We start from the raw sequence: 18,992 nt of genomic DNA, 5'->3' as shown, positions 1-18,992 counted from the left end.
GAGTGAGCTAGTTACTCAAGTTTTTATTAACTTAATGGTCGTGATCGTCTTCTTCCTCCTCTTGCGCAATACCCAACCAAGTAATTGCACTAGGAGCAAAAGTAAGCTCAACCTCACTTTCAATTTCTAAGTCTTCAAGGTGGACTTGCACAACGTGCTGAGCAATAGGGTCTGCTACATAAGCAAACTGACCATTTTGTGCCACTGTCATGCTAAAGCTCATACCCTCTGGCATGGTTGATACATCTTGCTCGGTAATATCAACTTGGCCTTCAAGCTCCCAATGCATTTCGACATCATGGTCGTGTGCGCTAAATACATTTAAAAAGCCTAAGCTGTCTAATATTAAAAAGTGCTCGCCATGGGCAGAGAAAGAGTACGACACAGCACTTGCGCCATCGGCTAGTTGCCACTCTAGTTCTTCCATTTGTGCTGTTGCTGGGTTAATAGTGACAATTACGGCTTCGCCGCCACCATGGCCAGACGCTACGCCAATAAAGGTCTCGCTATCCTCGTGGCCATAAATACTACCAATACGTAAATCGCCAACGGCTGCAATGTTCGCTATTTTTTCAGCTTCGTATTCATCATCGTGCTGGTGGGCTAATAACACACCATCGCTACAGCCAAATGCTACATAGTCGTGGTTTTGTGCTGCACCGTGTAAATCAGGGCACGTAAGCTCTAAGGTTTGTTCAAGCTCATATTCACCATCATGAAAATGATAAACACCTACTTGGTCTGGCAGTACTTTAGCAACCGATGTGCTTTCGCTGTCATCACGGCGAAGTGTTGATAATAAATGCTCACCGCGTGGCTCTGCTACACCGTGCATATTAATATCGTAGCTAATACCCGGTAGCGTTGCTGTTGCGCTGGTTATGTCGTTATCTGTTAATACTTCAACAGAGGCAACCGTGCCTGAGTCTGCATCACCATCATAAAAAACAGCTAATTGGCCGTCATGTTTTACAAGGTGAGTAGGGCGGCTGCCACTTGTTAGCTCATAACTGCTAGCCGCTGGGCTTTGCTCGTAGTCGTGTAAATGCTCACCATGGTCTTCACGCCATAAACCACCATCAATAAAGCCTAAGTAATCTTGTGCGCGGCTTGCAATAACGGCATAACGAAAATCAGGTGATGACGATAGCGTGTTTGAATCATTCGTCAGGGTAAATGTTTCAAGTAAAGTGTTGTCATCTAGGTCATAAAAGCTGGCTTCGTTGCTATCGCCTGCAAGCACAGCTAATCTGCCTAATGAGTCAATTGTATAGCCATCATCATGGTCGTGATCATTATCGTCATGATCGTGCTCGACTTCTACAACAATAGGGTCTTTTTCTACAATATTGGTCTCTGCATCGCCACAGGCTGTAATAAATGTAGTGCTAATAGCCAGTGCAATAAGCTTTAATTTGTATAGTTTTTTCATGTTTATTTCCTTTAATTATAATTTTTTAATGCTTAAAAATAACCGCGAATGCCTAGCGCCAAGCTACGTCCTGGACGTGGTGCTATATCTTTTACAAACGAGCTGTGCACGCGTGCTTCTGTATCTGTTAAGTTGGTACCTCGTAGGTACACAGACATATCTTGGTTTAATACTGAAAGGTCGTAAGAGATGCTTGCATCAACCAATGTGTAGCCGTCTGTTGCTGTTTCTTGTGGGGCTGTGCGGTCTTGCTTTTGATAGCGAGTAACGTGAATATGCGCACTTAATTTATCTGTTTGATAGCTTAACTCGCTGCCAAAACGAAGCGGTGGTGTACGGGGTAAATCGCCGCCGTCTTTAAGGCGTGCACGCACGTAATCAGAGAATAAATCTACTTTAAACTCATCGGTTAATTGCCACGCAATTTGCGCTTCAAACCCGTGTAAAATTACGTCGTCTGTTTTAAATAAATAAACCGGCAGTTCTGATGAATGGTCGTGTTCGTCAGCGCCTTCTTCTTCATCGCCATGGTCGTGGCCACTTTCGGCGTATAAACCAGTGTCTATTTGGTAATAGTAGTTATCTACTTGGTTGTAAAAGGCATTTAAAATAAAGCCAACATCGCCTTGAGTTTTACGTAGGGTTAAATCGATATTATTGGCTGTTTCTAGGTCTATTGCTTGATCAGATAAACCTAAATGGCCGTCTTCATCTAAATCAAATAGTGCGCCTACTTCGTAGGTGCCAGTACCAATATGCGGCCCAAACGATAACAACTCAGAGGCAGAGGGCGCACGTTCAGAGCGCGATACAGAAAGTCCTAAATTATAGTTAGGGGTAAAATCCCACACTACGCCTGCTGATAAACTGATTGGTGTAAATTCATGCTCTACGTCAAATACGCGAGTGGTTTCTGCGCTTTCTTCGTGGTCGTGATCATGCTCGTCGGCTTCTTCTGCTTCATCATGTGCGTGAGCGTCAATATTTGGCAGTAATACGTTGCCTGCTTCAATGGTTACACGCTCAATACGCCCACCTAACTGCACTAAAAAATCCCCAAAGTGCCTTTCTTCCATTAACGCTACAGCAAAGCTTTCGGTTTCTGATGGAGGAGTAAAAGCCTCTTCACCTTGTGCTTCAACATCGCTTTGTTTGTAATGAAAGCTAATGCCGCCATTCCACTCGCTAAACTGGTTATGTAGTAGGTCTATGCGTAATTCGTTTGTTTCGTTTTTAAAGGTAGTGCCTACAGCGCCACCTTCAATTTCAGCGTGTTCGTAGTCGGTATGGCCAGCGCGCAGGTTAACTTTGTTTAGCCATTTATTATCTAGGTTGTACTCACCTAATAATTGCACTTTAGTTTGCTCTAAATCGGCAAATACGCTTTCCTCGTCACTATGCTCACTTTCATCACCATGAGAATGACCAGGAATACCGTATTGACGATTAAATTGCTCTACTGCTAAGCCAATAAAGCCGTTATCCATTAAATAGCTAGCGCCAACAGTAAAACCGTCAGACTCTTCATTACTGTTTTCAACTTTGTAATCGCCACTATGCTCTTCACCGTCGCTATCTATATCAGCAGCTACCGGTACCTCGTAGTCATCGGCTTCACGCCAAAACGCATCGGCATAAAAAGCAAATGAATCGGTACCTGTGGTGGCATTAAACGAGGCCACTTTTTGATTATCAACAGAGTTATGTTCTACGTTCCATTCGCCGCGTGTTGTGCTGTCGGTTGGTACGCGGTTATCTACTACATTAACCACACCGCCAATTGCGCCACTGCCATAAAACAGTGTTGCAGGGCCGCGTAATACTTCAATTTGTTGTGCGGTAGACGCCTCCGATGCAACAGAGTGATCGGGGCCAACGCGCGATACATCACTTACATCAAGGCCATTTTGAGTAATGAGTACACGCGGGCCGCTTAAGCCACGAATAATAGGTGTGCTGGCTACTTTCCCGTGAAAATTTGTATTAACGCCTGGGAGTTTTTCAAGGCTATCGCCAAGGGTTGCGGCTTGTTGGCGCCTTAGTTGTTCGCCAGATAAAACACTAACAGGCGATGCAGATTCCATTGCCGACATATGAATAGGGGTTGCTTCAATATCAATAACTTCAATAGGCGAGCGCTTTAAATTAAAAGTAACCGATTGGTTTTCATCATTAGTTATTGTTATATCGCGATGAAGATGCGCATAACCAGGGGCTACAACGTGAAGCTCTTTTAAGCCATTTTTTAGTTCTGTTATAACAAATTTACCGTTTTCATCGGTGGTTACTTTAAGGTCTGAGCCTTCAACTTCTACCGTTGCATTGCTAACTGCTTTACCTTTGTTGTTTAAAACAACGCCTTCTATTGTGGATGCCAGCACACTAGCCGGCAATAAAGCTGCTATGAGAACAGCTAATTGTGATCTACGTTTCATTTGACTACCTTGTTAGATGTTATATTATATCAATTATGCGAGTAATGTTATAATATATCAACAGTAATTAACTTATGTTATTAAAAAGCCTCCTTAAAAGTAGCGTTTTTGAGTGGAGACACTGATTTAGTAGAGGAAATAATGAAGTCGAGTCAAAGTGTTATGGATCGTATGGCAATTGGGTTATCGGTAATGTGCACAGTGCACTGTTTTGCAACCCCGGTTATTTTAGCGTTATTACCAAGCTTTGCCGTACTGCAAATAGATAGTGAACAATTTCATTTATGGATTCTTGCGGCGGTACTGCCAACCAGTTTATTGGCATTAAGCTTAGGCTGTAAAAAGCATAAACGTTTACGTTATATGGCCTGCGGCGTTATTGGGCTAGCCTTTATGATATGCGCAGTATTACTAGGGCATGAAATAGCCGAAAAAGCACTAACCTTAATAGGTTCGGCTTTTATTGCTGTGGCCCATTGGTTTAATTATCAGCAATGCCTTAAGCAAAATGACGAAAAATGCCCGTGTTCAGGTAGCAAATTGGATCAAATGGTTTAACGCTTAGTTGTTGCTGGTGGTATGGCTCTCGTCGGCTAAATTAATACTGATTTATTTTAAATACTAAGGCTTCTTTGTTTTAAAAGGCGACCTCTTTCATGCTGTAGTAACATGCTCAGTAATAGTAAATAAGGCCTCATAATATGAGGCCTTAAAATGTTACTAATTCACTTTAACTGTTTCGGAATTTATACTTTCATATTGCTCAAGTGTTTTTATTTGATTCACACCCTTTAGCTGCATCATTAATTGCTTTACTAAAATCATGTAAATAAACATCATTGGCAGGCCAGCTACAACGCAGAGTGACTTAATGGTATCTATCCCACCACCGCATAAAAATACGCTAAAACTAATGAGTGCAATTGCACCAGCCCATAGGAGCTTAACTTTATGATCGGGGTCGCCATTTAGTTCTAGCTTATTAGTTGTCAACATAGCGGTGGCAACGCTTGCGCTTGACATAGTCGTTAGCATTAAAAAAAATTGAATAATCAAAAATAATACTAAGCCAATATTACCCGATGGTAGAGTTTGAATTAGTGAAACTACTGCAAACGTTAAACCGCCTTCGCTCATCCATTGTTGAACAGGTAAGCCACCAATTAATTGTGCCCATACTGCATAACCACCAAAGATTGATATAAAGAATGCACAGCCGAGTGAACCCATCGAGATAGTGTACAAAATAACTTCTTTAATAGTACGTCCACGCGAAATGCGGGTAATAAAAAGCCCCATCATAATTAAATAAGCGTAGTACCAAAACCAATAGTATTGAGTCCACGATTGCGAAAAACCACTTTTTTGAACTGGGTCGGTCCAAAGTGACATTCTAAAAAAGTTATCGAGCATGACACCTATTGAGTCGGTAAAGTTATTTAAAATAAACTGAGAGTCAGCTACAAGTAATACAAATAAGGCAAAGCATATTGCTGCTACAACCGTATAGTCGGACACTTTACTAATGCCTTTTTTAAAGCCAACAAGCATTACCGCAACAAGCATTAAAACAAATAATAAAATAATACTGCCTTGGAGTAATAAGCTGTTTTTAATTCCTAATAATGCAGAAACGCCAGTACTAAGCAACGATACAGTAAGTGCTAGTGAGCTTGCAAAAGCTGCGAGGGTGCCAAAAATTGCAAGTAAATCGATTGCTTTAGCAATAATAGGATTGTTGCCTACTACCGGTCCGCAAAGCGTTGAAAGTCTTAAAGTACGCTTTTTTTGTACATAAAATGCGTACGCAAACGGGATTGCCGGAAAGCAGTAAATGGCCCAGCCAGTCACGCCCCAATGAAAAATAGAATAAGTAACAGACCAAGCTGCTGCTGCGTAGCTATTTGGTTCGGCAAAAAGTGGTGGCGATTGCAAATAATACATCGGCTCGCCAATTCCCCAATATATAAGAGAAGCACCTACACCTGCGGTAAAAATCATACCGCCGTACGAAAAGTTAGAGTGCTCTTTTTTTTCTTCACCTAACCTAATAGATCCGTACTTTGAAAAAGCTAACCAAAATAAAAAACCAACTAAAGCCAAGCTCACAAGCTCTACTAACCAACCAAACCAGCCTGTTACAAAATGCATGGCGTTGCTTGCTAATAATTGTGATTGCTCTGGATATAAAGTTGAGATAACTAATAAGGTAATTACTAATGTAATTGCAGGAATAGCCAGCTCAAAGTTAAGGTTTTTCAATGGCGTTTCTCCATTGTACGAGTGCTTCGATATGGCTTGGATTAATTCCGCAGCAACCACCAATAATATTTGCGCCAAGGCTATGCCATTGTTTTGCAAATTCCAGATACTCGTCAGGAGATAAATCACGGTAGTCTTGCACTGCTTCATTTGCTTTGTGAGCATTTGAAATAGGAGTAAAGCTGTTAGCAAATGCGCCTAACGATACTTTTTTATTTTGCTTAATTAATACGTTATTAGTATCACGCAGTGCTTGCTCAATAACTTCAGGGATAGAGCAATTAAAGAAAATACCTGCAATGTTTTGCTGCTCAAGTAGTGCCGTTATGGCATCGGTTACCAGCTCTCCAGAACGAAGTGTTGCCTGCTCAGTTACTTCGTCACTTAGGGTAAATGCGTAATAACATGGCTTAGTTGAGCCTTTAAGTACGCTTGCCATTACTTGCGCTTCTTCAATACTCGATATTGTTTCGCCAAGCCATAAATCTACATGCTCGTCTTGCGCATTGTATAATGTATCTAAAATAGTAAAGGCACGTTTACTTTCAAATAAATCGGGACGGTATGAACCAAATGCAGGGGGTAGTGATCCTGCAACCAGTACGTTTTGCTTTGCATTATTTGCTGCTTTATTAGCAATAAGGGCAGCTTGCTCTGCGAGTAACGCGCCTTGGCTTTCGTAGCGTTCTTCACCTAAATGAAAGGGCACACAGGCATAACTATTAACCGTAATTATTTCAGCGCCTGCATCTATAAAGCCTTGGTGAGCTTGTGCTACAAAGTGTGGGGCTTCTATTAGTGCTTGTGCACTCCACAGTGGCTGTGAGAACGGTGCGCCAATGCGCTTAAGTTCACGTCCCATGCCGCCATCTAAAATTGTTACCTTTTTCACTTATGGACTTCTATATGTCTAAATAATATGGCGCTATTCAAACATATTTTTTAAAAAATCATAATGAAACTTCATCAGGTTGGGCATGAAAAAAGCTCAACCTATTAAAAGGGCACAAAAAAAGCGACTACCCAATATGGTGTCGCTTTTTTAGTAAGTAGTATTAGCTTACTTATAAAAGGCTTCAACAGTGCCTTTTCTTGTAAGTAAAAGTGGTTGTCCGCGACGATCAAGCCCTTTTGGAGATGCAAACTTTATCCAACCTTCGCTGATGCAGTACTCTTCAACATCAAAACGCTCTTTGCCGTTGAACGTGATACCAATATCGTGTTCAAAAACTTCTTCCACATGATGTGGGCTACGTGGATTAATAGAAAGGCGATCTGGTAAAGCAGGTTTTGCGGTAGTGTCGTTCATGGTCATATTCTATATTGAATGAAGTATGCGCTATTGTAGGCAATACAAAGCTTTCGCTCAAGAGAGATAGTCGTAAATGTGTTTAAAAATGTACTAATTAATGAGTTGTGTATACAAATGAGATTGAGCTTGAAAAATATTTACAGAGGAGGATTTTGAAGATATTTGACTAAATAATTATAAAGGTAAATATATTAATGGGCTATTGCTAACCCATTAAATTGTGTAGCAATTAGATGCTAACAATGTTCTCGGCTTGTGGGCCTTTTTGACCTTGAGTAACAGTAAACTGTACACGTTGGCCTTCAGCTAAAGTTTTAAAACCGTCGCCAGAGATTGCGCTAAAATGTGCGAACACGTCTGCGCCAGATTCTTGCTCGATAAAACCAAAACCTTTTGCTTCGTTAAACCATTTTACTGAACCAGTAGTTGTATTAGACATAATATGTATCCTAAAAAAATTAATATAAGTGTGCTTGAAAAGAGGCGATTGAGCCGGAAAAAATAGTTAACTTGAGGATATCGCGTAGGATTATTACTAAAACAACTCGGTACTAACAAATAAACAAAACTTCTTTCAAACTAGTATTCAAAATGGGTTATTGCTAACCCATTAAATTGTGTAGCAATTAGATGCTAACAATGTTCTCGGCTTGTGGGCCTTTTTGACCTTGAGTAACAGTAAACTGTACACGTTGGCCTTCAGCTAAAGTTTTGAAACCGTCGCCAGAGATCGCGCTGAAATGTGCGAACACGTCTGCGCCAGATTCTTGCTCGATAAAACCAAAACCTTTTGCTTCGTTAAACCATTTTACTGAACCAGTAGTTGTATTAGACATAATATGTATCCTAAAAAATTAATATAAGTGTGCCTGAAAAGAGGCGATTGAGCCGGAAAAAATAGTTAACTTGAGGATATCGTGCAGGATTATTACTAAAACAACTCGGTACTAACAAATAAAACAAAACTTCTTTCAAACTATTATTCAAAATGGGTTATTGCTAACCCATTTAACGAAAGCAATTAGATGCTAACGATGTTTTCAGCTTGTGGGCCTTTTTGACCTTGAGTAACAGTAAACTGTACACGTTGGCCTTCAGCTAAAGTTTTGAAACCGTCGCCAGAGATTGCGCTGAAATGTGCGAAAACATCAGGACCAGATTCTTGCTCGATGAAACCAAAACCTTTTGCTTCGTTGAAAAATTTAACTGTACCAGTTGTAGTTGTAGACATAATAGTATCCTAAGGATTAATAAAAGTGCGCCTTAAATTAGGCAATTTAACAGGAAGAAAACATACATTTAACTGAGGATAACGCGAAGGATTATTACTAAAACAACGTGGTACTTACAAATAAATAGGGTTTTCTGTCAACCCGATGCGAGGCAGGATAACAGTAAATTAAAGTATATACCAAGCCCTATTGTAAATTTATTTTAGAGTAAGTACTTTATTTGTTTGTTGTTTTTTTAACTAATTAGTTATGATTAAGATGATATTTTATACTTTTAAAATAAAGGTAAGCTTTTTTTAATCAATACGTTAAGCCTGTTTTTGTGCGTAGTTTTAAAGTAGGCAAAACACAGCTTTTAATTGGTTAAAACATGACCTAATTACCTACTAAATTTTTTTGAGATATACCCTAAATAATGTAATTCTTTAGCTCCAAATTACAAATCCAAGTATTAATAACGCAATCCAAAGTGTTTCAGCCACAATTAAAATAATGGGTTTCATACCTACTTCGGTTAGTTTTCCTAAATTAGTTTTCATACCGTTTGTACACAATATTCTTACTCTAAGTTTAATAAATAGAACCCTACTGAAAGGAGGGTACTTAATTATTTCAATAGGAATTTATCTCGAAGATGCGTTATGTAATAAGTGAATCATGCTGCGTTTACAGCAAAGCGGCTGATTAGTGGATGGAAAGCCTGCAGAAAGCCATCAAGGTAAGGCTTCATAGATTCTAATTGGAAGTGCACCACCTAATTCATTATGGTGCCTTTAAAAAATATTTAATGGTTACGCGCTAAGATTGCTAATTAGTAGTTTAAGTACGTTTAACTAGTCGAGCTCAATTTGGTAATGATAGTGATCGCTACGGCATTTACTTAGGCGGTATTCAATACGCTTACCTTCGATTGATTCGGTAATGCGCGATACTAACAGCAGTGGATCGCCTGCTTTTATAGCAAGCATTTTTGCATCATCTATTGTAGCAAGTACGGCTTTAATACTGTCTTGGGTTTTGTGTACCGTTTGGTTAAATTTACTCTGATAGTAATGATATAGAGTGTGCGGAATATCACTACTTTTATGTATATCAGGAAAGTAGCTTTGCGGTAGGTATATAGTTTCGCTCATGCAAAATTCGTTATCGAGAGTACGTCTGCGAACTAGCTTAGTAACCTTGTCTTTTTTATTTAGCTGCAAAGCCTTTATAGCTTCAGCAGGCGCTGCACAAAGCTCAACCGATAGCAGTTCTGCCTTTGGTGAGTTGTCACTTTTACCGTCGGCTTGTAAAGGAAAAAACCTGAATAAGGCATCTTGCGAGGTATGCTCAGATACAAATGTCCCAACGCCTTGGCGGCGAGTTACTATTTTATTGTCGGTTAATAAATTAAGCGCTTTACGAACAGTACCTTGGCTTACGTTAAATTCTTCAGCAAGGCGAAATTCGCTTGGTAAAGCCTCGCCGGGCAACCAATGCCGTTTAACAATGAGTTGTTTTATACTATCAGCCACTTGTAAGTAGAGTGGTTGAAAATCCAAGCTTGGGCTACTTAATTTGTGATCAAACATAGAGTTACTCATTGTTATTTACCATTAAATTTAATCCACTTGTAGTTATATCATAGGTGAAGCCTTTTACGCATATTTGCGTTTCTTGATTAAACGTGAGCTACCGCAGTAATTTCTTATTGAGGCAAACTGCATATTATGTTTAAAAAATCGTCCTTATTCATTTTAATCTCAGGTGGAGTAACCACATTACTTGATGGATTGTTTGTTCACTGGGTTTGCCACTCGTTTTTCAGTGTTATAAATACAATTACTCGATTAAATTTACCCGTAGTACCGGTGATACCACTTACACTAAAGCTGAAGTTGACGAATTTAACTGAACGGCAAAGGTAGTAGTGGTTTCATGTACAGGGGCTCTGGGTTAGATATAGCATTTTCGCCAGATTTTAAATAACTCCCTCGATAATTTCCCTTAAAAGCGCAACGTTTAACACGTTGCGCTTTTTTTGTGACTTATTTTTGTAATAGTTTAGTCACCTTACTTTCATCAAAATTACCTTTATCAGTCACATCTGTTTTCTATAGTGCAGCGGTTGATCTTTTTTGTGTTTACACATTTCAAAAAATAACCACTAAACAATGGGAATTACGGATGAAAATTAAAAAAGTCGCTGCGGCAATCGCGCTAACATTTGCGTTTAGCGCAGTTAGCCATGCTGATGTACTACCGCAAAGCCAAAAAGACAGCAGCTGGTATAGCGCTGCGCAAACTAAACTAACAACAAAAACAGCACAAGCGCAGGCTACACAAGCCACTAAAGCTAAAAACGTCATTTTATTTGTGGGCGATGGCATGGGTATTTCTACACTTACCGCCGCGCGTATTTTGCAAGGGCAGCGTAATAACCAATCTGGCGAAGAAGGTTATTTAAGCTTTGAAGAGTTCCCATACTCTGCACAAGTTAAAACGTATAACGTAGATGCGCAAACTCCCGACTCAGCAGGCACGATGACGGCTATTATTTCGGGTGTTAAAACCGATGTGGGCGTTATTGGTGTAGACGAAGATATTGAACGCGGCGTGTGTTCAACAGTGGCAGGTAACGAGCTAATTACCGCAACTGAATTGGCTGAAATTAAAGGACTATCTACCGGTATTATTTCTACAGCACGTATTACTCATGCAACCCCTGCTGCCACGTATGCTAAATCGGCTGACCGTAACTGGGAAGATGTATCCGATATGCCAGAAGATGCCGTAACGGGTGGCTGTGAAGACATTGCATCGCAACTGGTTAACTTTGAAAAAAACCTAGAAGCACGATTTGTAGGGACCGACGTAGACGGCCTTGATTTTGTAATGGGGGGCGGTCGTCGTCACTTTTTACCAAAAGACGAAACGGCTAACTCAACAGATGCAGTAAGTGCTATAGAAGGCGACCGTACTGACGAGCGTAACTTAGTGACTGAGTGGCAAACACAATACCCAGACGCTACGTACGTAATGGATCAAACGGGCTTTGATGCAATAGCAGACGACGCCACTAAAGTATTTGGTTTATTTAACGAATCCCACATGCAGTACGAAGCTGACCGCGCAAACGATGTAGCGGGCGAGCCTTCACTTACCGATATGACCACTAAAGCAATTGAAGTGCTTGGTAAAAACGATAATGGATTTTTCTTAACGGTTGAGTCGGGTCGAATTGACCACGCGCACCACGCGGGTAATGCATACAACGCGCTTAACGACACCATTGAGTTTGCTAAAGCCGTGCAAGCAGCGGTAGATAACACCAACCCAGAAGAAACCCTTATTTTAGTAACCGCCGATCACAGCCATGTATTTACTATTGCAGGCTACCCTAAGCGTGGTAATCCAATATTAGGTCAAGTAGTTGCAGTAGGTGCAACAACACCAAGCTTAGCCGCCGACGATATGCCGTACACCACAGTCGGTTACGCAAATGGTTTAGGCTTTAGAAATCTAGGCGACGAGACTGATGCCGATGCAAGTTATACAAGTGCTGCTGTAGCAGGGCGTGTTGAGCTAAATGGCGTTGATACAACAACCCCAGGTTTTCACCAAGAAGCAACTGTACCAATGGGTTCAGAAACACACGCAGGTGAAGACATATCTTTGCATGCTAAAGGTCCTGGTGCTCAGCTAGCACAGGGCGTAATTGAACAAAACGTTGTATTTCATTTAATTAATCAAGCTCTTGAACTAACTCAGCAATAATGGCGGCTAACATGAACAAATTAACGGTACTTTCTTTGGCAGTAATGGTCGCGCTAGCAGGTTGCTCGAGTGACGATAACAAAAATGAAAACAATATTATCGCAGTAGATAACGCTATTGCAGTGGGCTCTGAGCAGTGCATTAATGGCGGTGTAGAGACGCAAGTAGGCGCAGATACCAATAATAACGATGTGCTAGATAGCGACGAAGTTAACTCAACTAATTTAGTGTGTAATGCACCTGCAACGTCGTTAACAAGCGAGCAGTTAGCCTCGCTCACTAGTAATACTTGGTTTAGTGAAGCACAAACAAAATTGGGTGCTGCACAAACAGCCAGTAGCAACATTGTTACTGAATCAGGCAAAGCTAAAAACGTTATTTTATTTGTTGGCGATGGTATGGGTATTTCTACCATAACCGCAGCACGTATTTTAGCGGGTCAGTTAGAGGGTGAAATGGGTGAAGATCACCAGTTAAGCTTTGAAACTATGCCTTTTTCGGGCTTTGTAAAAACATACAACGTAGATGCGCAAACGCCAGATTCGGCAGGCACTATGACCGCAATGGCATCGGGCGTTAAAACCGACGCAGGCGTTATTGGTATTGATGAAGCAGTTGAACGTGGTAATTGTGCATCAGGCAAAGGGCACGAACTTGTTACCTCGTTAGAGCTTGCTGAAATTGCAGGTAAAGCAACAGGGATTATTTCTACAGCGCGTATTACTCACGCAACACCCGCTGCAACGTATGCTAAATCGGCAGAGCGTAACTGGGAAGATATCTCCGATATGCCAGAAAGTGCCGCAACGTGTGAAGATATTGCATCGCAACTGGTTAACTTTGAAGCCAACCTAGAAGCACGCTTTAGTGGTGTTGATGTAGACGGTATTGACGTAGTAATGGGCGGCGGTCGTCGTCACTTTTTACCAAAAGATGCCGCGTTTAATTCAACCGATGCAGTAAGTGCTGTTGAAGGGGATCGTACAGATAACCGCGACTTAACCGCAGAGTGGAAAACGCAATATCCAAATGGCACGTACGTAATGGATCAAACCGGTTTTGATGCAATAAGTGACGACGCCACTAAAGTGTTTGGCTTATTTAACGAATCCCACATGCAGTACGAAGCTGATCGGGCAAACGATGTAGCAGGCGAGCCTTCGCTTTCACAAATGACCGAAAAAGCAATAAACGTACTTGATAACAACGAGCAAGGTTTTTTCTTAACGGTTGAGTCGGGTCGAATTGACCACGCGCATCATGCGGGTAACGCTTATAACGCGTTAAACGACACTATTGAGCTGGCTAAAGCCGTTAAAGTGGCGATGGAAAACACCAACCCAGAAGAAACATTAATAGTTGTAACCGCCGATCACAGCCATGTATTTACCATTGCCGGTTACCCTAAACGTGGTAACCCAATTTTAGGTAAAGTTGTTGCAGTGGGCGCTACTGAGCCAAGCTTAGCCGCCGACGATATGCCTTATACAACGGTTGGTTACACCAATGGTGGTGGCTTTAGAAACCTAGGCAGCGAGACTGATGCCGATGCAGGTTACGCGTTTGCACCGGTTACAGGGCGTGTTGATTTAACAGATGTTGATACAACAACACCTGGCTTTCATCAAGAAGCACTTGTACCAATGGGCTCTGAAACACATGCCGGTGAAGACGTAGGCGTTTACGCAATGGGACCAGGCGCGCACTTAGTAACAGGCACAAACGAGCAAAGCTTTTTATTCCATGTAATGGACTTTGCCGCTGACTTTGTAAAAACAGCAGACGAAAAACTAGCGCAATAAATACCGGCTAGTTATAAATTTAGTTAAATATATCTAAATAAAAACCCCGCCTACTTTGCGGGGTTTTTGTCATTAAACTGACATTTATAATCGTTATGTTATTGCCATAAACTTGAAATATAAATAAGAGATAGCTAAATGAAAAAAGCGTTATTAATAATTGCCACGCTTGTAAGTACAAGTAGCTTTGCCTCGCAATGTGATATTGATGCCAAGCATTTAAAAGCCGATTATAAAATTACCAACAGCCATAAAGCGCAGCAAAGTAGCGAGTCACTTACCCTTTGGCGAAACAATCAGCAAGTAGCGCATCAAAGTGAAGTAATAACCGAGCTTTGGCAGCACTTAGCTAATAATCAAATACGCCCAATACGTTACTTTAATGCCCAGCAACGCGGCATTGAATACCAACCATCTGAAGTACGTGGTGTACAAAATTGGAGTGCTAAAAGTCAGCTGGTGGATAACCACCTAATCGAAAAAATGACCCTAGTAAGCACACAAGGCACAGGCTGCGATGAAGTAAAAAACTATACACTGAGCGAAAATGGCAACGACTTTAACCTTGCCTTTTATACGCATTCAAAATTAGTTAAAACATTTAGTATTAGTAATAAAAAAAGCCAAACAACTACCTTACTTAGCCTTAATAATGTAAGCACTGATGAGCCATTAATTACCGCTCAATTTGCACAGTGGGATCGCTTTCAAACCACCGATTACGCCGACATTGGCGATAACGAAAACGACCCGTTTTTAGCTAAAATGATAAACCTTGGTTTTATTGAGCACAGCGCAACAGGTTTTTATAACCAGCAGGGCGAGGCTATTCAAGGCGGGCACCACCACTAGGTTTTAGTTGAGTTTTAATGTGGCGTAGGACGAGCTTGCTGTGTTGGGGGTAAATTTATACTTCAGTCAGCAAGCTGTGCTGAGCTATCAACCGTCCTCTAAAATAAAGTGAATTTAAAATACTTCCGCCTAAATAATACTTCGAATAATCGCCTCATCTTATAAATAAGCACCGCCTGCTGCTAATTATTTATAGTTCGCAATAACTTACGCTATTTGATACTAATAGAAGTCCACGCAATAGGGACGCTTGAAAAAGTACTTATTAGCAAAGCTGTTATATTGGAACTTAAATGCGAGTACTTTTAGTTATATGTTTTTTATGGACTAGCTTATTATTTGCCTGCGGCAATGATGAACTAGGCCAATCAGCCTCTTTTGCAAAAATAAATGAAGACTATAGCGTAGGTAACTTTGTTGGCTATGATGTCTACGTACCTGAGATATTTAAAGACTATTATTTAACGTCATTTACAGTAGTGATAAAAGATACTTTATTAGCAGACTTGAATTTTACTGAAGCTAATAGTTATGAAGGTTATTACAAGGTATTTTTTCAAGTTAATCCTGAGAGATTAGATTCATTAAATATAGTACTTGGTTATTCAACAACAAAAGACAAAAAAGGAATTGTAATGTGTGGTGAAAGAATACAGCTAAATTTAAAAGAGTTACTCAGAGCAAATCAACCAGAAATGATCATCGCGCCCCCACCACCACTAAAATAGATCGAATTATTAAATTATTTTTAAACGTCGATCAAAGCGCTTGAAATAGTTTGTTCGGGTTTTGTTTGGTCTTATATTTATATAGCTTAAGTAGTTCGCTATGTTTAAACAAAGTTAGGATTCATTTTTTATGATCAAATCTATCACTGTTACTAAAAAGAATTATACCGACTATGCTGATTTTGCAATAAAAAGGCTGTGTACGCCTCAAGGTAAAAAAGACTCAGGAGTTATAAAAAATGTGATTGTTTGGTTTGTAATAACTGTTGTTTTTATGACTATCTTTCAGGTCGAGTCTATTCGCCTTTCTGACTTTCATTGGCCAAGTGGGTTAATTGTAGCAGTGCCATTTTTAATATTAATTATTGTATTTTTATACAATAATCATAAGTTAAAAGAGCAATCAATCCCCAATGAAAATGGCGTAATGATTGGCAATAAAACAATTGAATTTCAAGCTGATGGCATTCGCGAGACTAATCATCTTGGAAGTTACTTTTATAAATGGCAAGCCGTTGAAGCAATGGAAGAAAATAAAGGCGATTTATATATATTTGTAGACAAGTTATTGGCTTTAATAATCCCAGCTAGTACATTTACAAACGAAGCCGAAAAAGAAGAACTAAAAGCATTTCTTAAAGCTCATATTTAGTCATGCGTCATTTTATAAATATTTACACCGTCTTAGTGTTTATTTTAATGCTTATACCTATTTCATCAATGGGAAGTGAAAAACCAGCTAACACTACCGATGAAAAATGGGGCAAGTATCTAGAGCATAGAGCTGCTTGGAATAAAATGCTTAAAGAGCGTTATGAAAATAAGTTAAAGCATACTCCGCCAAAACCGCCTTGGATTAAATTTCCAAATTATCATCCGAGCGATATATTTTGGAGAATGGGTGACGGCGAAAGCTACATAAGTGACTATTTCTCTATCTATTTTCAGTACGCTTCTAAGGCTGAAATAAATGCTTATAAGATTAAATATCCTGAACACTCAGATTGGCGTGGAACATATAAGCGCTTTGAACACTAACTAAAAAGTACAGCTATGCTTTCAGATAACTTATTTGATTGTGGCACTTATTCACAGTGCTATTAACTCACGCTAATAGCACATATCAGTTTTTAGATGCTACTCAAGATGAGGATCATCAGGCTTTTTAGGTCTATCAGCGAGCTCTGTTAAGCCGTTTTCGCAATCGCCGCTGTCGCAGGTATTTAAATTGCTTTGTGCTTGTTTATCTTGTTGCAGCACTTGTTTTAAATCTTCCATACGTTGGCGCACGGCTACTCCGTAACTAGCGTCGTCGCCCCATAATGCAGCAAGTTGCAGTACTGCAGCGCGGTCGTGGTCTCTAAACAGCTTTCCGGCGCGCTCGGCATCTTGCTTAGTGTTACCTAGTAACTCGAGTGCTTCTACGGCAAGGTTAATAGCTGAGTCGACGGTTTCGCGGTTAAACGCATCTACTTTTAAATTAAGTAACTGATACGCATGGCGGCGGTCGATTGCGCGAGCAACTATTTTAAGTTGCGGGTAGTTTTTATGCGCGAGCTTAATTATCTCAATAGTTTTATCGGGGTTATCAATTGCAATTACCAGCATTTGCGCGGTGTGTGCGCCTGCGGCTTCAAGGAGTTCTTGGCGTGCGGCATCGCCATAAAATACGGTATTACCAAAACGGCGTAGTAATTCTATTTGGCTAGGGCTGTGATCAAGTACGGTAATTTCGTAGCCTTGCGCGTGCAGTAAACGCCCCATAATTTGACCAAAACGTCCGTAGCCCGCAATAATTACGTGCTTAGCGGTGCTAATTTGCTCTGGCTTATCAAACTCAGGTAAAGCACTGCTGCTGCGTTTTTGTATTTGCTCATAAACCATAAGTAGTAACGGCGCTATTAGCATTGATACCGCTACAACTAAGGTAACAAGGCTGGTTTGCTCGGGCGTTAAAATACTTAAGGTGGTGGTTACGCTTAAAAGTACAAAGGCAAACTCACCCCCTTGGGCAAGGGCTAGGGCAAATAATAACTGCTGTTTACTGTTAATTTTAAAGGTAACGGCAAGGGCAAATAAAATGCAGGCTTTAACTACTATGAGTAAAACCACTAAGCCTATAACGGTACTAAACTCGTTAAATAGCAGCTCAAAGTTAATTGATGCGCCAACCGTTATAAAAAACAATCCTAAAAGTAAGCCTTTAAAGGGCTCTATATCGGCTTCTAATTCGTGTCTAAATTCACTCTCGGCAAGTACAACGCCCGCTAAAAAAGTCCCCAGCGCAGGCGATAAACCAATACTTTGCATAACCAGCGCGATAGCGACCACTAAAAAGAGTGCAAAAATAGTAAATATTTCACGCATGTGCGTTTGGGCAATGTATCTAAATAACGGCGCTGATACATATTTACCGCCGGCAATAATAGCGGCAATAACCGCAACCGATACACATACTTGTTGCCATACAGGCCAGCTTGCAATAATCGAATCGCTGATTTCTTTTGTGCTAGTTTGCGGGGCAAATGCAAGCAGTGGCAATAGGGCTAAAATAGGAATAATTGCGATGTCTTGAAACAGCAATACCGAAAAAGCGTTTTGTCCGGCTTCTTGCTTTAGCCAGCCTTTTTCTTCAAGGCTTTGCAGTACAATAGCGGTAGAGGAGAGTGCGAGCATTAAACCAATGGCGAGTGCGGTTTGCCAATGCATGGCAAAAAACCAATAACAAAATGCAAATATAGCCGCTGCCGATAACACAACCTGTAAGCCGCCAAGCCCTAAAATAGAGTGGCGTAATGTCCATAAACGCGAAGGTTGTAGTTCAAGGCCCACTAAAAACAGCATCATTACTACGCCAAATTCAGCGAAGTGCATTACATCGGTTTGATCGCCCACAACACCCAGCGCATAAGGGCCAATGAGTATGCCGGCAATTAAATAACCTAACACAGAGCCAAGTCCGACTCGTTTAGCAATAGGGACAGCTACAATGGCTGCTGCTAAGTAAATTAAAGCAATTTCTAACACGCGTTTATCCTAAGTCATTCTATTTATGCTCAAGGTATTTGAGCATAAATAGAATGACTTAGGTTCTTATAAAATACAATAATTCATGTGGCTGAAAATACGTTATTTTTAGCTCATACTGTTAGGGCGTGTTGATTTTTTGGTGGGTTAATTT

At 40.5% G+C, this 18,992-nt stretch carries 17 protein-coding genes and 1 pseudogene; 7 read left to right on the top strand and 11 right to left on the bottom strand.

Going from position 1 to position 18,992, the window contains the following annotated elements:
* Positions 1–31: 31 nt before the first annotated feature.
* Together JG479_RS16390 and JG479_RS16385 are read right to left on the bottom strand one after the other, a co-directional pair.
* The gene (locus tag JG479_RS16390) at positions 32–1,432 is read right to left on the bottom strand and encodes a 5-methyltetrahydrofolate--homocysteine methyltransferase (RefSeq protein WP_200219677.1); all 1,401 of its coding nucleotides are present in this window, start codon (positions 1,430–1,432) and stop codon (positions 32–34) included.
* A gap of 32 nt (positions 1,433–1,464) precedes the next feature.
* On the bottom strand, positions 1,465–3,867 hold the full coding sequence (locus tag JG479_RS16385; RefSeq protein ID WP_200219676.1) for a TonB-dependent receptor: 2,403 nt from the start codon (positions 3,865–3,867) through the stop codon (positions 1,465–1,467).
* A gap of 141 nt (positions 3,868–4,008) precedes the next feature.
* On the opposite strand from JG479_RS16385, the gene JG479_RS16380 reads away from it, so the two are divergent.
* Positions 4,009–4,425 (top strand): MerC domain-containing protein, encoded by a 417-nt coding sequence (locus JG479_RS16380; RefSeq protein ID WP_200220347.1) that lies wholly within the window; start codon positions 4,009–4,011, stop codon positions 4,423–4,425.
* Between the two features lie 162 nt (positions 4,426–4,587).
* On the opposite strand, the gene JG479_RS16375 is transcribed toward JG479_RS16380, so the two are convergent.
* From JG479_RS16375 to JG479_RS16340, 8 genes and pseudogenes are all read right to left on the bottom strand, one after another.
* Positions 4,588–6,129, bottom strand: coding sequence for a BCCT family transporter (locus tag JG479_RS16375; RefSeq protein ID WP_200219675.1), 1,542 nt, complete (start codon positions 6,127–6,129; stop codon positions 4,588–4,590).
* Complete coding sequence (locus JG479_RS16370) at positions 6,116–7,021, bottom strand: homocysteine S-methyltransferase family protein (protein ID WP_200219674.1); 906 nt, start codon at positions 7,019–7,021, stop codon at positions 6,116–6,118. Before JG479_RS16370 ends, JG479_RS16375 begins: the two co-directional genes overlap by 14 nt.
* 168 nt (positions 7,022–7,189) lie before the next feature.
* Positions 7,190–7,438 carry a DUF3297 family protein gene (locus JG479_RS16365; protein ID WP_002963088.1) on the bottom strand — a complete coding sequence of 83 codons (249 nt, stop codon included), beginning with the start codon at positions 7,436–7,438 and terminating at the stop codon, positions 7,190–7,192.
* 232 nt (positions 7,439–7,670) lie between these two features.
* Positions 7,671–7,880: a cold-shock protein gene (locus JG479_RS16360; protein ID WP_007580429.1), complete on the bottom strand. Its 210-nt coding sequence runs from the start codon at positions 7,878–7,880 to the stop codon at positions 7,671–7,673.
* Positions 7,881–8,067: 187 nt separating this feature from the next.
* A complete protein-coding gene (locus JG479_RS16355; RefSeq protein WP_007580429.1) occupies positions 8,068–8,277 on the bottom strand; it encodes a cold-shock protein in 210 nt (69 codons plus the stop codon).
* A 185-nt stretch (positions 8,278–8,462) separates the two neighbouring features.
* On the bottom strand, positions 8,463–8,672 hold the full coding sequence (locus JG479_RS16350) for a cold-shock protein (protein ID WP_024595869.1): 210 nt from the start codon (positions 8,670–8,672) through the stop codon (positions 8,463–8,465).
* A gap of 426 nt (positions 8,673–9,098) precedes the next feature.
* Positions 9,099–9,215 (bottom strand): annotated as a pseudogene (locus JG479_RS16345) (putative sulfate exporter family transporter); the annotation flags it as partial.
* A 291-nt stretch (positions 9,216–9,506) separates the two neighbouring features.
* Entirely contained in the window at positions 9,507–10,256 is a 750-nt protein-coding gene (locus tag JG479_RS16340) for a GntR family transcriptional regulator (RefSeq protein WP_200219673.1), read from the bottom strand.
* Positions 10,257–10,839: 583 nt separating this feature from the next.
* Here JG479_RS16340 and JG479_RS16335 point away from each other — a divergent pair.
* The 6 genes from JG479_RS16335 to JG479_RS16310 all read left to right on the top strand — a co-directional run bounded on the left by JG479_RS16335 (position 10,840) and on the right by JG479_RS16310 (position 16,849).
* Positions 10,840–12,429: an alkaline phosphatase gene (locus tag JG479_RS16335; RefSeq protein WP_007580433.1), complete on the top strand. Its 1,590-nt coding sequence runs from the start codon at positions 10,840–10,842 to the stop codon at positions 12,427–12,429.
* A gap of 11 nt (positions 12,430–12,440) precedes the next feature.
* The gene (locus JG479_RS16330; RefSeq protein WP_200219672.1) at positions 12,441–14,231 is read left to right on the top strand and encodes an alkaline phosphatase; all 1,791 of its coding nucleotides are present in this window, start codon (positions 12,441–12,443) and stop codon (positions 14,229–14,231) included.
* A gap of 138 nt (positions 14,232–14,369) precedes the next feature.
* A complete protein-coding gene (locus JG479_RS16325) occupies positions 14,370–15,083 on the top strand; it encodes a hypothetical protein (protein WP_200219671.1) in 714 nt (237 codons plus the stop codon).
* Between the two features lie 293 nt (positions 15,084–15,376).
* The gene (locus JG479_RS16320) at positions 15,377–15,811 is read left to right on the top strand and encodes a hypothetical protein (RefSeq protein WP_002960203.1); all 435 of its coding nucleotides are present in this window, start codon (positions 15,377–15,379) and stop codon (positions 15,809–15,811) included.
* A gap of 130 nt (positions 15,812–15,941) precedes the next feature.
* Positions 15,942–16,463, top strand: coding sequence for a YcxB family protein (locus JG479_RS16315; RefSeq protein WP_200219670.1), 522 nt, complete (start codon positions 15,942–15,944; stop codon positions 16,461–16,463).
* A 2-nt stretch (positions 16,464–16,465) separates the two neighbouring features.
* The gene (locus JG479_RS16310) at positions 16,466–16,849 is read left to right on the top strand and encodes a hypothetical protein (RefSeq protein WP_002960201.1); all 384 of its coding nucleotides are present in this window, start codon (positions 16,466–16,468) and stop codon (positions 16,847–16,849) included.
* Between the two features lie 99 nt (positions 16,850–16,948).
* Here JG479_RS16310 and JG479_RS16305 read toward each other — a convergent pair whose 3' ends face one another.
* Positions 16,949–18,838 (bottom strand): monovalent cation:proton antiporter-2 (CPA2) family protein, encoded by a 1,890-nt coding sequence (locus JG479_RS16305; RefSeq protein ID WP_002960200.1) that lies wholly within the window; start codon positions 18,836–18,838, stop codon positions 16,949–16,951.
* Positions 18,839–18,992 lie beyond the last annotated feature (154 nt).

The sequence above is a fragment of the Pseudoalteromonas sp. LC2018020214 genome, from assembly GCF_016598755.1.
GTDB classification, from domain to species: domain Bacteria; phylum Pseudomonadota; class Gammaproteobacteria; order Enterobacterales; family Alteromonadaceae; genus Pseudoalteromonas; species Pseudoalteromonas distincta.
Note: the sequence above shows the minus strand (reverse complement) of the source record. Positions and strands in the feature narration are given on the sequence as shown.

Excerpts from the sequence above, each read along its gene's own strand:
- JG479_RS16340 (WP_200219673.1), bottom strand. The coding sequence starts at position 10,256 with ATGAGTAACTCTATGTTTGATCACAAATTAAGTAGCCCAAGCTTGGAT.
- JG479_RS16360 (WP_007580429.1), bottom strand. The coding sequence starts at position 7,880 with ATGTCTAATACAACTACTGGTTCAGTAAAATGGTTTAACGAAGCAAAA.
- JG479_RS16330 (WP_200219672.1), top strand. The coding sequence starts at position 12,441 with ATGAACAAATTAACGGTACTTTCTTTGGCAGTAATGGTCGCGCTAGCA.
- JG479_RS16315 (WP_200219670.1), top strand. The coding sequence starts at position 15,942 with ATGATCAAATCTATCACTGTTACTAAAAAGAATTATACCGACTATGCT.
- JG479_RS16390 (WP_200219677.1), bottom strand. The coding sequence starts at position 1,432 with ATGAAAAAACTATACAAATTAAAGCTTATTGCACTGGCTATTAGCACT.
- JG479_RS16365 (WP_002963088.1), bottom strand. The coding sequence starts at position 7,438 with ATGAACGACACTACCGCAAAACCTGCTTTACCAGATCGCCTTTCTATT.
- JG479_RS16380 (WP_200220347.1), top strand. The coding sequence starts at position 4,009 with ATGAAGTCGAGTCAAAGTGTTATGGATCGTATGGCAATTGGGTTATCG.
- JG479_RS16325 (WP_200219671.1), top strand. The coding sequence starts at position 14,370 with ATGAAAAAAGCGTTATTAATAATTGCCACGCTTGTAAGTACAAGTAGC.
- JG479_RS16320 (WP_002960203.1), top strand. The coding sequence starts at position 15,377 with ATGCGAGTACTTTTAGTTATATGTTTTTTATGGACTAGCTTATTATTT.
- JG479_RS16385 (WP_200219676.1), bottom strand. The coding sequence starts at position 3,867 with ATGAAACGTAGATCACAATTAGCTGTTCTCATAGCAGCTTTATTGCCG.
- JG479_RS16310 (WP_002960201.1), top strand. The coding sequence starts at position 16,466 with ATGCGTCATTTTATAAATATTTACACCGTCTTAGTGTTTATTTTAATG.
- JG479_RS16355 (WP_007580429.1), bottom strand. The coding sequence starts at position 8,277 with ATGTCTAATACAACTACTGGTTCAGTAAAATGGTTTAACGAAGCAAAA.
- JG479_RS16335 (WP_007580433.1), top strand. The coding sequence starts at position 10,840 with ATGAAAATTAAAAAAGTCGCTGCGGCAATCGCGCTAACATTTGCGTTT.
- JG479_RS16350 (WP_024595869.1), bottom strand. The coding sequence starts at position 8,672 with ATGTCTACAACTACAACTGGTACAGTTAAATTTTTCAACGAAGCAAAA.